Origin of the sequence: Cupriavidus phytohabitans, from assembly GCF_000426345.1 — a bacterium.
In the GTDB taxonomy this organism is placed as follows: domain Bacteria; phylum Pseudomonadota; class Gammaproteobacteria; order Burkholderiales; family Burkholderiaceae; genus Cupriavidus.
Genome location: NZ_AUFE01000091.1, coordinates 1 through 15,286, shown reverse-complemented (window position 1 = coordinate 15,286; position 15,286 = coordinate 1). Strand labels below are relative to the sequence as shown.

Here is a 15,286-nt window from a genome sequence, read left to right as displayed (position 1 = left end):
GCAGGCCGTCAACACATGGTGCGATCAGGTCAAAATCGCCGCGTAGAAAAACTTGACTCAATCACTACGCAATCAATTCAGTCAAGGAATCTAGGGTCTATTCGCACGTGAAACGTACGCGCGCAAGGGGGAGTCGCGGCGCAGTGCTAGGCGCTGGCCGCGCCGCTTGGTGATTCCAAGCAAGCGGCCAGCAACGACGCAATGCGCCGCGAATCCCCCTTCCCCTTTGGGTTGGCCCGAGCCGGGGCCATCTACTTTGTCGGGCGCCTTGCAAAGGGAATGACCCTTTGCGGCGACGCCCTTCGCGTATCTGGCCCCGGCTCGGGCCAACGCGCGCACGTTTCACGTGCGAATAGACCCTAAGGAGAGCGCCATGGGAATCTGCGACGCACGCACCGTCATCATCACCGGCGCCGGCGGCGGGCTGGGCCGCGCCTATGCGCTGGCCTTCGGCGCCGAGAGCGCCAACGTGGTCGTCAACGACATCCGGCGCGAGGCCGCCGAGGCGGTCTGCGCGGAGATCCGTGCCGCTGGCGGCAGCGCCCTGGCCAGCGATGACGACATCACGCAGCTTGCCACCGCGCAGCGCATCGTCGATGCCGCGGTCGCGGCCTTCGGCGAGGTGCATGTGCTGGTCAACAACGCCGGCATCTGTCGCGACCGCATGTTCGTCAGCCTGACCGAGGCGGACTGGGACGATGTCATGCGCGTGCACCTGCGCGGCCACTTCTGCCTGGCCAACCTGCTCGCCAGGCGGTGGCGTGATGCCGCCAAGGCCGGCCGCGCTGTCGACGCGCGCATCATCAACACCAGCTCCGGCGCGGGCCTGCAGGGCTCGGTCGGGCAGTCCAACTACGCCGCCGCCAAGGCCGGCATTGCCGCACTGACGCTGGTGCAGGCCGCCGAACTGGGCCGCTACGGCATCACCGCCAACGCGCTGGCGCCGGCCGCTCGCACCGGCATGACCGAGCAGGTCTTTGCCGACATGATGAAGGCCCCGGAAGGCGGCTTCGACTACTACGACCCGGCCAACGTCGCGCCGCTGGTGGTGTGGCTGGGCAGCGCGGATTCCGCGCAGGTCAACGGGCGCATGTTCGAGGCGGCCGGCGGCATGGTGTCCGTGGCCGACGGCTGGCGCACCGGGCCGAAAGCCGACAAGGGCGGGCGCTGGCAGCCGGCCGAACTGGGCGCCGCAGTGGCCGGACTGCTGGCGCAGTCGCAGCCGCCCCAGCCGGTCTACGGCAGCTGAGCGGCACGGCCATGGACTTTACCAATTCAGCCGGATTCGGCGTCGAACACCTGATGGTCCGCGACAGCGCGCGCGACTACCTCGCCGCGCACAGCGACTCGGCGGCGGTGCGGCGCGCGACCCAGGCGGGTCCGGCGCACGACGACGCGCTGTGGCAAGCGATCGCGGGCGAGCTTGGGTGGTGCGGCATCGCGCTGCCCGAAGCGGTGGGCGGCGCAGGCCTGGGCGCACCGGGGCTGGCGCTGCTGCAGGAGCAACTGGGCCAGCGCCTGGCCTGCGTGCCGTTCTGGTCGACGGCCTGCGTGGCGGCGCCGTGGCTGCAGGGCTGCGCCGGCCATGGTGCGCAGTGGCTGGAACGTGTGGCCGCTGGCGAGCGTCGCGCCGCGGTGGTGCTGCCGGACGATGGCGGCTGGCACTACGACGGCGTCGCGATCACTGCGCAGGCAAGCGCGGACGGCTTCGTGCTGCGCGGCAGCGCCGCACAGGTGGCCGATGCCGCTGGCGCCGACTGGTTGCTGGCGCCGACTGGTTGCTGGTGCCGGCGCGGCTCGCGGGTGATGTGAGCGGCTCGCCCGCGCTGTTCCTGCTGGAGCCCGCAGCGCCGGCGCAGGATGCGCGGTTTGTGCTGGCGCCGCTGGACACGCTCGACCGCACGCGGCCACTGGCTTCGTTGCGGCTGGACGGCCTGGTCGTTCCGGCAAGTGCCTGCCTGGCACGCGGGGACAACGCGGCGCAGGGCATGGCCCGTGCCTGGTGGCACGGCAAGCTGATGCTGGCTGCCGAGCAGCTCGGCGCGGCCCAGCAATGCCTGGACCTGACCGTTGCCTATGCGTCGGAACGCATCCAGTTCGGCCGCGCCATCGCTTCGTTCCAGGCGGTCAAGCACCGCTGCGCGCAGATGATGGTGCTGGTCGAGGCCGCGCGCTCGGCGGTGTATGGCGCGGCGCAGGCCTGGGAGGCGGCCGCCATGTCCGATGCGCGCCTTGAAATCGCCGCCGCGTCCGTCGCGGCCGATGACGCGCTGCGCTTCAGCGCGCAGGAGGCGATCCAGCTGCATGGCGGGGTCGGCTTTACCTGGGAATACGACCCGCAGCTCTATTTCAAGCGCGCGCAGGCCGCCAGCCAGTGGCTGGGCGGGGCCGGCGCCGCGCTTGCCTACATCGCCGCCAACGGCCCGCAGGCATGGAGGACAGCATGAAAGCGAATGAAGAGTCGGCATTCCGCGCCGAGGTGGCGCAGTGGCTGGCCGAGAACCTGGCCGGCGAGTTTGCCTGCCTGAAGCACCGTGGCGGCCCCGGCGACGAAGAAGCCTTTCCCGAGCTGCGCAAGGCGTGGGAACGGCGCCTGGCCGAGGGCGGCTGGACCGGGCTGGGCTGGCCGCGTGCGCATGGCGGCCGCGAGCTGCCCGTGATGCAGCAGGTGATCTTCCACGAGGAATACGCGCGCGCCGGCGGCCCGGGCCGCATGGGCCATATCGGCGAAGGCCTGATCGGCCCGACCCTGATCGCGTTCGGCACCGAAGACCAGAAGGCGCGCCTGCTGCCCGGCATCCGCAACGGCACCACGTTCTGGTGTCAGGGCTATTCGGAGCCCGGCGCGGGCTCGGACCTGGCCAATGTGCGCACGCGCGCGGTACGCGACGCCGCCAGCGGCGACTGGCTGGTCAGCGGCCAGAAGGTGTGGACCTCGCTCGCGCACGATTCCGACTGGATCTTTGTGCTGGCGCGCTGCGAGCCCGGCTCGCGCGGCAGCAAGGGCCTGATCTTCCTGATGCTGCCGCTGGACCAGCCCGGCATCGAGATCCGCCCGATCCGCCAGATGGGCGGCGGCGCGGAGTTCAACGAGGTCTTCTTCGACGGCGCGCGCGCCGCGGCCGCCGACGTGCTGGGCGAGCCCGGCGACGGCTGGCGCATCGCCATGGCGCTGCTCGGGTTCGAGCGCGGCATCTCCACGCTCGGCCAGCAGATGCAGTTCACGCATGAGCTGGAATGGGTGGCGCAGGCCGCGCGCGACAACGGCAGCAGCCGCGACGCGCTGGTGCGCCAGCGCATCGCGCGCGCGTGGGCCGGGCTGCGCGTGATGCGCGCCAATGCGCTGCGCATGCTGGCCGGTGCGGCGCAGGCGGGACAGGATGGCCGGGATGCCGATCTCGCGCTGCAGCGCGAGGCGCTGATCTACAAGTACTACTGGTCCAACTGGCACCGTGACCTGGGCCAGCTGGCGCTGGACGTGCTGGGCCCGCTGGCCAATGTGCTCGATGCCGGCGAGGGGGGCGAGGGGGGCGATGTGCGCCGCACCCGGCTGCAGCAGATGGCGCTGTTCTCGCGCGCCGACACCATCTACGCCGGCACCAACGAAATCCAGCTCAACATCATCGCCGAACGCGGGCTGGGCATGCCGCGCGAAGCCCGAGGACAGTCATGACCCTGAATACCGAAGCGCCCGAATTTCCCGCAACTCCCGCTGTCCCGGCCTATGTGCCCGGCCACCAGCTGCTCGCGGGCAAGAGCGTCCTGATCACCGCCGCGGCGGGCGCCGGCATCGGCTTCGCCGCCGCGCGCCGCTGCGCGGAGGAGGGCTGCCGCGCGCTGATGATTTCCGACATCCATCCGAAGCGCCTGGAAGAAGCCGTCGAACGCCTGCGCGCGGAAACCGGGCTGCAGGCCATCCACGGCCAGCTGTGCGATGTGTCAGACGAAGCGCAGGTACGCGCACTCGTGGCCGCCGCCGAAGAAGCACTCGGCGGTACCGACGTGCTGATCAACAACGCCGGCCTGGGCGGCTCGCGCCGCCTAGTTGATATGGACGATGCCGAGTGGTCGCGCGTGATCGATATTTCCCTCACCGGCACCTTCCGCATGACGCGCGCGATGCTGCCGCACATGCAGGCGCGCCGGCGCGGCGCCATCGTCAACAACGCGTCGGTGCTCGGCTGGCGGGCGCAGAAGGAGCAGTCGCACTACGCCGCGGCCAAGGCCGGGGTGATGGCGCTGACGCGCTGCAGCGCGATGGAGGCCGCGGAGTTTGGCGTGCGCATCAATGCGGTGGCGCCCAGCATCGCGCTGCACGACTTCCTGAAGAAGTCGGCACCGGCGGATCTGCTGCGCCAGCTCAGCGAGCGCGAGGCGTTCGGGCGTGCGGCGGAGGTGTGGGAAGTGGCCAACGTGATGGTGTTTTTGGCGAGCGACTATGCCTCGTATATGACGGGGGAGGTGTTGCCGGTGAGCAGCCAGCGGGCGTGAGCGTCTCTTTCGGCTGGTCGCGGTTCGTCCGCTAAGGGTTTGCTCCCCTCTCCCACGTTGTGGGAGAGGGGAGCTTTCACGCAGGGCGCTGGCTGCGTGCGTCGCGGTGATGTGCGTTCGCCACGAGAACCTGGAACCTGTTCTGACCAGGAAGCACGTTGGTATTCGAAACAAAGCTGGAAACACACATGCCAAGAATCTTTCGCTCCGCCGAAGACATCCACGCCGCCGTCGGCCAGTCCCTCGGTGAAAGTCCCTGGACCCGCATCACCCAGGACCAGGTCAACCAGTTCGCCAATGCCACCGGCGACCACCAGTGGCTCCACGTCGATCCCGAACGCGCCGCCCAGGGCCCCTACGGCGCCTGCATCGCCCACGGCTACCTGACCCTCGCGCTGGTCAACCAGTTCCTGCCCGAGCTGGTTTCCGTCGAAGGCATGAAGTGGGGCGTCAACTACGGCTGCGACAAAGTCCGCTTCCCGGCGCCGGTGCGCGTCGGTGCGCGCGTGCGCGGCGTGGGCGAACTGGTGCGGACCGAAACGCTGCCAGGCGGCGTGCAGTCGGTGGTGCGCATGACGGTGGAGATCGAGGGCGAGGGCAAGCCCGCCTGCGTGGCCGAGACGATCAGCCGCTACTACTTCTGAAAACAGGGAACCGAGCATGAATGAAGCAGTCATTGTCGCCGTCGCGCGCACCCCAATCGGCAAGGCCTGCGGTGCCTTCAACGATACCGAAGCCCCGGTGCTGGGCGGCCACGTGGTGCGCGCGGTGGTCGAGCGCGCGGGGGTGGACCCGGCCGAAGTGGACGACGTGCTGATCGGCGCGGCCGCGCAGCAGGGCACCCAGGGCTACAACCTGGGCCGCCTGTGCGCGGTGGCGGCCGGCCTGCCGGACAGCGTGCCTGGCATGACCATGGACCGCATGTGCGGCTCGGGCCTGATGACGATCGCAGCCGGTGCCCGCGCGATCCAGTGCGGCGAGGCCGACATCATCGTCGCCGGCGGCGTTGAATCGATCTCGCTGACGCAAAACAAGCACAAGAACGGCTTCCGCGCCCAGTCCGAAGCGGTGCTGGCGCGGCAGCCGGCGGCGTACATGGCGATGATCGAGACTGCCGAGGTGGTGGCGCGCCGCTACGGCATCAGCCGCGCCGAGCAGGATGCCTATGCCTGGCGCAGCCAGCAGCGCACCGCCGAGGCGCAGCGGCGCGGCGCCTTCGACGACGAGATCGTGCCGCTGGAAACGCGCCGAGCGCTGTTCGACAAGGCCGGCGCACTGACCGGTCACGAGACCGTGACGCTGGCACAGGACGAGTGCAACCGGCGCGATACCACGGCCGCAAGCCTGGCGGCCCTCAAGCCCGTCTGGAGCGGCGGGCAGGCGGTGGCCGAGGGCGAGCACATCACCGCCGGCAATGCCTCGCAACTGTCGGACGGCGCCGCCGCAGTGCTGCTGATGAGCGCGGATGAGGCGCGCCGCCGTGGCTTGCGCCTGCTGGGGCGCTATCGCGGCATGGCGGTCGCCGGCTGTGCGCCGGACGAGATGGGCATCGGCCCGGTGTTCGCGGTGCCGAAGCTGCTGGCGCGCTACGGCATGACGGTGGCGGACGTTGGCCTGTGGGAGCTGAACGAGGCATTCGCCTCGCAGGTGCTGTACTGCCAGCAGAAGCTGGGTATCCCCGATGCACGGCTGAACGTGAATGGTGGCGCGATCTCGGTCGGGCATCCTTTCGGCATGTCGGGCGCGCGCATGACTGCGCACGCGTTGATCGAAGGCCGGCGCCGTGGCGTGCAGCAGGCGGTGGTGACGATGTGCATTGGTGGCGGCATGGGGGCGGCGGCGCTGTTTGACGTCCTGCCGTAGGAAGCATTGCCGCTAGCTTTCTCCCCTCTCCCACGCCAGTGGGGGCGGGGAGAAAACACTTCGCTACCGAGAGCAATCCCGGCAAGTAGAGCCCGCCACGAGGCCGCCTGCCACCACTCCACACGGAGGAGACATCATGAAACGACTGATCGGCCTCGCCATGTCGCTGGCGGTGCTGGCCACCGCGGTCTGGGCCTTTGCACCGCGCCCGCTGCCGCCGTTCCCGGCCACCGCACTGCGCCCGGACGGCCTGCAGATCAACGGCATCGCCCGCGCCGGCGAACGCCTGGTGGCCGTGGGCGAGCGCGGCAGGATCCTGTTCAGCGATGACCAGGGACGCGACTGGCGCGTGGCCGCCGTGGACAAGCCCCAGGGCGCCACGCTGACGCAGGTGGCCTTCGCCGACAGCCGCCATGGCATCGCGGTGGGCCACAGCGGCCTGATCCTGCGCACGGAGGATGGCGGCACACACTGGCAGCAGGTTGCCTTCGACGCGCAATCGTCCGACCCCTTGCTGGGTGCCCTGGCGCAGCGCAACGGGCCGTGGTTCGCCGTGGGCAGCTTCGGCCGTTTCCTGGTCTCCCGCGACCAGGGCAGGCATTGGCAAGAGGCTGCCGACAAGGCCATGCAGGACCGCCATCTCAACGCCATCGCCGGCGACGGGCAGGGACGCCTGATGCTGGCCGGCGAAGCGGGGCTGGTGCTGCGCTCGGCCGACGGCGGCGACCGCTGGGAGCCGGTCAAGACTCCGTACGAGGGCTCGCTGTACGGCGTGCTGCCGCTGCGCGACGGCGCCTGGCTGGCCTTCGGCATGCGCGGCAATGTCGTGCGCAGCGACGACTTCGGCACCACCTGGCAGGCCGCGGAGACCGGCCTGCGGACCTCGTTCTTCGGCGGCGCCGAGTTGCCCGATGGCCGAATCGTGCTGGCCGGGCAGGGCGGCACGCTGGTGATCTCCGCCGATGGCGGGCGCCACTTCGCGCCGTTGCCCGCCGGCAGCCCGCAGACGCTGGCCGCGCTGGTGCCAGCCGGCAAGGACACGCTGGCGCTGGGCGGCAGCGGCGGCCTTGCCGGCGCGACGCTCGCCGCAAATCGCTGAACCTCGGCTGAACCCTGGCTGAACCCCCGCCTGACCGAACGCGAGAACGATCATGACCCGCCCCCAATCCTCCGGCCGCCTGGGCCGCTTCGTCGATGCCTGCGCCGGCGTGCTGATGCACCGGCGCCGCCTGCTGTTGTTGCTGTGCCTGGCCGTGACCGTGGCGCTGGGCTTCTCGGCCACGCGTCTGCGGCTCGATCCCGGCTTCAACAAGATGATCCCGCTGCAGCACCCTTACATGCAGGTGTTCACCAAGTACGCGAGTACCTTCTCCGGTGCCAATACGGTGCTGGTTAGCCTGCGCTGGAAGGGCGACGGCGACATCTACAACGCCGCCTTCATGGACAAGCTGCGCCACGCCACCGATGAAGTGTTCTTCATCCCCGGCGTGGACCGCTCGCGCGTGTTCTCGCTGTTTACGCCCAACGTGCGCTACACCGAGGTGACCGAGGCAGGCTTCCGCGGCGACGTAGTGGTGCCGGGGCGGTTCTCCGGCACGCCGGCGGAACTCGACAAGGTGCGGCGCAACGTGGCGAGCTCCGGGCAGATCGGGCGGCTGGTCAGCAACGACCTCAAGTCGGCGCTGATCCGCGCGGAGTTGCGCGAGACCGATCCGGCCACCGGCAAGACCATCGACTACGGCTCCGTCGCGCGCCAGCTGGAGAAGATCCGCGCGCAATTCAGCGGCCAGGACGTCGAAGTCAATATCGTCGGCTTTGCCAAGCTGGTGGGCGACGTCGAGGAGGGCATCGCTGGCGTGATGGGCTTCTTCGCGCTGGCGTTTGCCGTCACGGCGCTGCTGCTGTGGCTGTACACGCGCTCGCTGCGCATCACCGTGCTGGCGCTGGTGGTGGCGCTGCTGCCGGTGGGCTGGCTGCTGGGGCTGCTGCCGCTGCTGGGCTATGGCATCGACCCGATGTCGATCCTGGTGCCGTTCCTGATCTTCTCGATCGGGGTCTCGCACGCGGTGCAGATGACCAATGCCTGGAAGCAGGAGGTGGTGCAGGGGCACAGCCCGCTCGACAGCGCCAGCGCGGCCTTCCGCAAGCTGTTCATCCCCGGCACGGTGGCGCTGCTGACCAATGCGCTCGGCTTCATGGTCATCATGCGCATCGAGATCGATATCGTGCGCGAGCTTGGCATCACCGCCTGCCTGGGCGTGCTGCTGATGATCGTGACCAACAAGGTGTTCCTGCCGATCCTGCTGTCGTACACGCGGCTGGAGCCGTCGGCGCTGGCACGGTCGCAGGCGCGGCGCGCGCAGGGTGGCGGGGGGCTGTGGCACAAGTTCGGCGCGCTGGCGCGTCCGGCGCCGGCGCTCGGCGTCTTCGTCGCCGCGCTCGCCCTGCTGGCGGCGGGCGCAATCGAGTCGCGCGGCCTGAAGATCGGCGATGTCGGCAGCGGCGCGCCGGAACTGCGCGCGGATTCGCGCTACAACCGCGACAGCGCCAGCATCGTGAGCCAGTACAACATCGGCTCGGATGCGTTGACCGTGGTGGTGGAGCCGACCGGCTTCGACGACGGCTGCCTGCACTACCCGGTAATGAGCGCGGTGGAGCGCTTCGAGATGCATATGCGCGGCGTGTCGGGCGTGCAGTCGGTGGTGAGCGTGTCGTCGCTGGCCAAGGTGGTGATCGGCGCCTACAACGAGGGCAACCCGCGCTGGGAGGCGCTGCCGCGCAGCAGCGAAGGCCTGGGCCAGGGCGCCAAGGCCTACGACCCCGACAACGGCATGAACACGTCCAATTGCCAGGCAATCCAGGTCCTGATCTACACCGCCAACCACGAGGGCGCGACCATTGCCCATATCATCCGTGAAATCCGTAGCTTTACTGCTGCCGACAAGACGCCCAATGTCGCGTTCCGGCTGGCGGGCGGCAATATCGGCGTGATGGCCGCCACCAACGAGGCCGTGGAAGAGGCCGAGGTGGCGATGCTGCTGGCGATCTTCGGCGCGATCACGCTGCTGTGCCTGCTGACGTTCCGCTCGTGGCGCGCGGTGCTGTGCATCATCGTGCCGCTGACGCTGGTGTCGGTGCTGTGCAATGCGCTGATGGCACGCCTCGGCATCGGGCTGAAGGTGTCGACGCTGCCGGTCATCACGCTGGGCGTTGGTGTTGGCGTGGACTATGGCATCTACCTGTACGAGCGCATCCAGCACCAGATCCGCGAGGAAGGGCAGGCGTTGCCGCAGGCCTTCGCCGAGGCGATGCGCCAGCGCGGCTCGGCGGCGCTGTTCACGGCGCTGACGATGTGCATCGGCGTTGGCACCTGGGCCTTTGCCGCGCTCAAGTTCCAGGCCTACATGGGGATCCTGCTGGCCTTCATGTTCCTGGTGAACCTGTTCGGCGCGGTGTCGCTGCTGCCGGCGCTGGCCGCGTGGCTGGGTGTCGAGGAAGAGGAGCGCGCCCGCGTGGCGGCAGGCGTTGCGGCAGGCAGCGACCTGCCGCCGCCGGCCCATGCCCTCAAATCCGATGCGGCCTGAACGCCACGGATGAAATCGGAGAAACAGCATGCAAGATAGCCAGGTATCCGCAGCGCCAGCATTCACGCCGCTGCGCCTCGGCCCGCTCACGCTGCGCAACCGCTTCATCAAGGCGGGTGCCAACGAGGGCATGACGCCGCACGGCCTGCCGACGCAGGCGCTGGTCCGGCACCATCGTAATCTCGCCGCCGGCGGCGTGGGCATGACCACGGTGGCCTACGCGGCCGTGGCCGACGACGGACTGACCTTCGCGCACCAGATCAGCATGCGGCCCGAGCAAGTGCCGCACCTGCGCGTGCTGACCGACGCCGTGCATCGCGAAGGCGCGGCGGCCTGCCTGCAGATCACGCATGCGGGTTCATTTACAACCATGCGCCACGGCGGCAGCCGTGCGTCGGGCAGCGCGTCGTCCGGCATCAATGCCTTCGGCATGATGCACGGCGTGTATTTCCAGCGCGCGATGCGCGAGGCGGACATGGCGCGCGTCGCCGGCCAGTTTGCCGCGGCGGCGAGGCTGGCGCGCGAAGCGGGCTTCGACGCGGTCGAGATCCACATGGGCCACGGCTACCTGCTCAACCAGTTCCTGTCGCCGCTGAGCAACCGGCGGCGCGATGCGTTTGGCGGCAGCGTGGAGAACCGCACCCGCTTCCCGGCCGAGGTGCTGCGCCAGGTCAAGGATGCGGTTGGCGACGGACTGGCCGTCTGCTGCAAGCTCAGCGTCAGCGACGGCGTGCCGGGCGGCAACCAGCCCGCGGATTCCGCCGTGACCGCGCGCATGCTGGAGGCGGAAGGGGCTGACCTGCTGACGCTCAGCGGCGGCCGCAATGTGGAAAGCCCATGGGTGCTGTTCGGCAGCCCGATGCCGACGGCGCAGATGAAGGCCGCCGCGCCGACCGCGCTGGCGCGCTTCGGCATCAGCATGCTCGAGCGCAGCACGCCGCGCGACCTGGCCTTCCGCGAGCTGTATTTCCTCGAGGCGTCGCGCGTGGTGCGGCAGGCGGTGCGCATGCCGCTGGCCTACGTCGGCGGCGTCAAGTCGCTCGACAACGTCGCGCAGCTGATGGCGGAAGGATTCGACTGCATCGCGCTGGCACGCGCCCTGATCCACGATCCCGCGCTGGTCGCCAACTGGCGCAGCGGCGCGGTGCGGCGCTCCGCTTGCGACAGCTGCAATGGCTGCGTGGCCAGGATCTACGATCCCGCCGGCGTCAGCTGCGTGCATGGCCCGGGCAACGATCCGGCGCTGACGCGCCTGGTCGCGCTGCAGTAGTCCGATGGGACGATGAGGCAGCGGCCGGAGGCTCTTATCTTGAAGTTCCCACGGGATTTCAAGGAGACACCATGAGCCAAACCGGCATCAGCGGCATCAGCGGCATCAGCGGCTACAAGATCGAATCACGCCCGCCTGAGGCCCGCTACGCGCGCGGCTGGCATTGCCTCGGCCTGGCCGACGCCTACCGCGACGGCAAGCCGCACACACTGGATATCTTCGGCCGGCGCCTGGCGGCGTTCGCCGACTCGAGCGGCGCCATCCGCGTGATCGATGGCTTCTGTCCGCACATGGGCGCCGACCTCAGCACCGGCACCGTGCAGGGCGACAACCTGGTATGCCCATTCCACGGCTGGCAGTGGGGCGGCGACGGCGGCTGCAAGTCGATCCCCTACTGCAAGCGCGTGCCGCCCAAGGCGCGTGTCGGCGCGTGGCAGACCTGCGAGCAGAACCGGCTGCTGTTTATCTGGCACGACCCCGAGGGCCGCGAGGCGCCGCCGGAGGTGGCGATTCCGCGCATCGAGGCGTGCTTCTCGCCGGAGTGGTCGGAATGGGCCATGGACGAGATGGTGATCCGCACCAACTGCCGGGAACTGGTCGACAACATCTCCGACATGGCGCATTTCGGCACCGTCCACGGCGCGCCGGTCGACTACTTTGCCAACCTGTTCGAGGACCACAAGGCCACGCAGCTGATGATCGGGCGCAGCGCCAGGCTGTCGGGCGATGCGCAGCTGACGGCGTTGTCCACGTATTTCGGTCCGGCGTACCACATCACCGACATGAGCGGCCGCATGGGCGACCAGGAGATCCACTCCGTGCTGCTCAACTGCCATGTGCCGATCGACCTGAACAGCTTCGTGCTGCGCTACGGCGTGCTGGTGAAGAAGATCCCCGGGCTGAGCGACGAGCAGAACCGCGCCATGGCGCAAGCCTATGTGGACCAGGCCCGCGGCGCCTTCTATGAGGACGTGGCGATCTGGGACAGCAAGATCCGGATCGACAATCCGCTGCTGTGCGAGGGCGACGGGCCGATCTACCAGATGCGCGACTGGTACCAGCAGTTTTATGCCGACGTCGGGCAGGTGCGCCCCACCAGCGTGGCGCGGCGCGTGTTCGAGCTGAACCCGGGCAATATCGAGCCGCCGGCGCTGCGGCACGTGTTCGAGGGGTGAAGGGAATTTTCCTGGCTGTGCGCCTGGGCTTGGCATCTGGCGATTGCTTCAATGCCCGGGTTTTGGTGGCGCCTGCTGCTGGCGCCGCCGGCCCAGCGGCCAGGCTGATGATGACGGTTTGGCCCGGGACAGCGTAGCGCTGAACCTGGGCAGACATCCGGGCTACTGACTCGAAAATCGAAAGACCGACAGAACAAAAATCAAGGCTATTATTATTCTTTCATTGGCCGGTTGTTGGTCTTTCAGTACGCTGGCTGATATGAGCATTGCGAGCAGACCTGTCGAGTTCAGGATTGGCCAGGCTACCGCCGAGGCCGGGCTGGTCATCACCGCGACAAATGATACTTGCGTGGCAATCGTCAGGATGCATCTCAGAACGAATGCGGGACTAGCTAGCAAACGGGTGTGCCAGAAATCTTGACTTCGTGCCAAATGAAAGGCTGGTGCCAAACTCCAGAGTGCCCGCCAAACAATGACCGCCGTAGTAAAGGCCAGAAATTTTCCTGAATCGTAGTCATCCAGGGTGCTTGTCAGCAGGGGCGAAAGGCTTGCTTGCGCTACCAGTGCCACGCATAGAACCATACCGACCACCAATATCGAGCCGGTTCTCGCTGCATTTCCCACCCACAGGATCGGGATGCAAACCAGCGTGGTTGCGACGGAGAACCAGTACGAATGCCAGCTCCAATCGCCGGTCGTCAGGAATAATCCGAGCGGAATCACCAGGTCGGAGAATTTTGCCGCTACCGTAACTTGGTTTACGGTCAGATTCCGAAAACCGTACGAGAAAGCATACGCTACCCCCTGAGCCAAAGCGGCAAACAGCATGGTGCGCCAGTCAAAGAGGGCTGCCAAATATTCTGAGCCAGCAACGGCTATTGAGGCGGCAGTCAGAATGATGCCGGGAATGACGTTGTTCCAGAAATTGATGGTGCGGATTGAGATGTTGTTGATGCCTATCTGGTGTCGGTCTATGACATTCAGGCCAGCTCTTGCCAAAGCTGAAAGCAACGCCATTAATATGGTTGCCTGAGTGATAGTCATTGAGGTCATGCGGGCTGGCTCGTAAATTGTTCCAGCCAGGTGTCGGCTATAAAGCGCTTCTTGGTGTCGCTTAGTTCAATGATTCTATCGGTGGGCGCGCCATTCAATTGAGACAGGCAAAATATTAGTTCCGCTTGTATAAGCTTAATGAAAGGTCCGACGATGCCCCCGTGCATGAAATTGGCTGAGTTTCCGCTATTTGCGATATAAAAATAACTCCCATTGGTGTCTATGCGCGAAATATTGTATTTTTTGTCGTGAAATGCGCGCTGCATTAGGGATGTGTGGTCTTCGATTTCGTCGTCTGCCGAAGTCGCTGTGAACACATATGCCCCTCGCTTGATGATCGGAATGTCAAGATGAGTTAGCGAATGATTTCCGGTGGCGCAATACACAATATCGGCATTGGTAAGTAGGTGGGCCTTGGTCTCGGTATGAAAACCGTGCGCCATCGCAAGGATCTGGCGGCCAGGGTTTATATCCAGCACGCTGACTTGTATGGATTTTTGCCGCAAGTGATGGGCAATGCTTCGACCGATTTTCCCGTAGCCAAATACTACCGCGTTCTTGGAATTTAAAATCTCTCCGCGTGCACGAAGTAGTGCCTCGGAGGAAAAAATAATAGCCTGGCCAACCAGAAAATCTTCGGGATCCTTCAGGCTGCTTCGTGCGACAGAAATAATCGGGCAGGGGAAGTTGGAATTATCCTCAGTAAGCAAGGCTGTATATTTTTGATGACCGTTTTCGGTATCTTCAACGACTCCCAGGAACTGTGCTTCGAATCTATTGCACATTTGTCGGAGTACGTGAGAAAAATATCCTCCCGTGTCAATAATGGCAAAGGACGCGTCTTCGACAAGGCTTTCGATTTCCTCGGTAAATTGATTTGGTTGTGATTTGATGGTTGCTCGATTCCAGTTAAGTATTTGAATGCGACTGCTGACGATGTCTCTGGTGTGCGTGTCGATGGAGTTTGGTTTTGGGATGACTGCTGCGATTGGTATTCTTTCATTCAGTTCAAGTAAAAAATCCTCATTTCCGGGAGCTAGATGCGTCACGACGATCAGTCTGTCAGGTGTGCATGTTTCTTTGTTGAGAACTATTTTTTTAAAAAAGCTGAGTGGACGGTTCATGTCGAGCTCGCTTGCGATTAAAATATGTTGTTGGCTTTGATTTTATTTAGAGATAGGTTCGCCAGGTTTTTGCTCGCGTCGTTAAGATCAAGCCATTGGCATTGATGTTCGCCTTTTAAGATATTTTCACCGAATTTCCGTTTCAAAAGAAAGCGGAAATCATAGTGAAAGTGTTCAGGCTCTTGTTTTTCGCGGTTCTCCGGTATTGTATGAATATCAATATCGAAGGGGATGATATTTTTCTCGTGCCAGTGATGCTCGGTGGTTTGCAGACCGGTCTCTTCGAAAACCTCTCGCTTGGCTGCTTGCAGAGCTGACTCGCCGGTTTCAATATGTCCGCCGGGTGGGATCCATATTTGCAAGAACGGATGATGGATCATCAGAATCCTATTGGATTCAATAACTATTCCGCTGGCCGTTACATGCATTGCATTACACACAAGTCACTCGTGACCAATTTCCCGGGCGTACTTGATACCGGCGGCGAAGTCCATTACGCGCTGCAGGCCTTGCCAGATTGTCTTGACCCCTGGTTCGCCATCGCCCTTGCGCGCCAGGAAGCCGCCGAGTCTAGCGACTAGACGAACCACTTCATTGAGGCTTGGCGGCATCGCAGGCGGCTCCTTCCTGTTGAGAATGTACGCCGCTTGCCATTCATCCGGCTCAAACAGCAATTGCGCGTCGAGCTCGGGGCAGGTTCGCCCCAGTCGCATTAGCCGCGCGATG

15 protein-coding genes are annotated in these 15,286 nt (G+C 65.7%); 11 read left to right on the top strand and 4 right to left on the bottom strand.

What is annotated here, in order from left to right; all coding sequences use genetic code 11:
- Positions 1 to 373 precede the first annotated feature (373 nt).
- The 11 genes from K309_RS0130950 to K309_RS0130905 all read left to right on the top strand — a co-directional run bounded on the left by K309_RS0130950 (position 374) and on the right by K309_RS0130905 (position 12,383).
- Positions 374 to 1,249, top strand: a complete 876-nt coding sequence (locus tag K309_RS0130950; protein ID WP_029049935.1) for an SDR family oxidoreductase — start codon at positions 374 to 376, stop codon at positions 1,247 to 1,249.
- An 11-nt stretch (positions 1,250 to 1,260) separates the two neighbouring features.
- Positions 1,261 to 1,812 (top strand): acyl-CoA dehydrogenase family protein, encoded by a 552-nt coding sequence (locus K309_RS43350; RefSeq protein WP_232232560.1) that lies wholly within the window; start codon positions 1,261 to 1,263, stop codon positions 1,810 to 1,812.
- Positions 1,809 to 2,447 (top strand): acyl-CoA dehydrogenase family protein, encoded by a 639-nt coding sequence (locus tag K309_RS43345; RefSeq protein WP_232232559.1) that lies wholly within the window; start codon positions 1,809 to 1,811, stop codon positions 2,445 to 2,447. Before K309_RS43350 ends, K309_RS43345 begins: the two co-directional genes overlap by 4 nt.
- Entirely contained in the window at positions 2,444 to 3,673 is a 1,230-nt protein-coding gene (locus tag K309_RS0130940; protein WP_029049934.1) for an acyl-CoA dehydrogenase family protein, read from the top strand. Before K309_RS43345 ends, K309_RS0130940 begins: the two co-directional genes overlap by 4 nt.
- Entirely contained in the window at positions 3,670 to 4,491 is an 822-nt protein-coding gene (locus K309_RS0130935; RefSeq protein ID WP_029049933.1) for an SDR family oxidoreductase, read from the top strand. Before K309_RS0130940 ends, K309_RS0130935 begins: the two co-directional genes overlap by 4 nt.
- Before the next feature lie 188 nt (positions 4,492 to 4,679).
- A complete protein-coding gene (locus K309_RS0130930) occupies positions 4,680 to 5,135 on the top strand; it encodes a MaoC family dehydratase (protein WP_029049932.1) in 456 nt (151 codons plus the stop codon).
- A 16-nt stretch (positions 5,136 to 5,151) separates the two neighbouring features.
- Positions 5,152 to 6,354, top strand: a complete 1,203-nt coding sequence (locus K309_RS0130925) for a thiolase family protein (protein ID WP_029049931.1) — start codon at positions 5,152 to 5,154, stop codon at positions 6,352 to 6,354.
- A 136-nt stretch (positions 6,355 to 6,490) separates the two neighbouring features.
- A complete protein-coding gene (locus K309_RS0130920; RefSeq protein WP_029049930.1) occupies positions 6,491 to 7,453 on the top strand; it encodes a WD40/YVTN/BNR-like repeat-containing protein in 963 nt (320 codons plus the stop codon).
- Between the two features lie 52 nt (positions 7,454 to 7,505).
- Positions 7,506 to 9,938, top strand: coding sequence for an efflux RND transporter permease subunit (locus K309_RS0130915; RefSeq protein WP_029049929.1), 2,433 nt, complete (start codon positions 7,506 to 7,508; stop codon positions 9,936 to 9,938).
- Positions 9,939 to 9,966: 28 nt separating this feature from the next.
- A complete protein-coding gene (locus tag K309_RS0130910; RefSeq protein ID WP_029049928.1) occupies positions 9,967 to 11,208 on the top strand; it encodes an NADH:flavin oxidoreductase in 1,242 nt (413 codons plus the stop codon).
- Between the two features lie 71 nt (positions 11,209 to 11,279).
- Positions 11,280 to 12,383, top strand: a complete 1,104-nt coding sequence (locus tag K309_RS0130905) for a 3-ketosteroid-9-alpha-monooxygenase, oxygenase component (protein ID WP_051320702.1) — start codon at positions 11,280 to 11,282, stop codon at positions 12,381 to 12,383.
- 162 nt (positions 12,384 to 12,545) lie between these two features.
- Here K309_RS0130905 and K309_RS0130900 read toward each other — a convergent pair whose 3' ends face one another.
- The 4 genes from K309_RS0130900 to K309_RS0130885 all read right to left on the bottom strand — a co-directional run.
- Positions 12,546 to 13,436, bottom strand: a complete 891-nt coding sequence (locus tag K309_RS0130900; protein WP_051320701.1) for a hypothetical protein — start codon at positions 13,434 to 13,436, stop codon at positions 12,546 to 12,548.
- On the bottom strand, positions 13,433 to 14,560 hold the full coding sequence (locus K309_RS39620) for an adenosylhomocysteinase (RefSeq protein ID WP_035878642.1): 1,128 nt from the start codon (positions 14,558 to 14,560) through the stop codon (positions 13,433 to 13,435). Before K309_RS39620 ends, K309_RS0130900 begins: the two co-directional genes overlap by 4 nt.
- Positions 14,561 to 14,577: 17 nt before the next feature.
- A complete protein-coding gene (locus K309_RS40745; RefSeq protein ID WP_084402624.1) occupies positions 14,578 to 14,988 on the bottom strand; it encodes an NUDIX hydrolase in 411 nt (136 codons plus the stop codon).
- 15 nt (positions 14,989 to 15,003) lie between these two features.
- A partial coding sequence (locus K309_RS0130885; RefSeq protein ID WP_304413088.1) for an IS4 family transposase occupies positions 15,004 to 15,286 on the bottom strand: 283 nt, incomplete at its 5' end.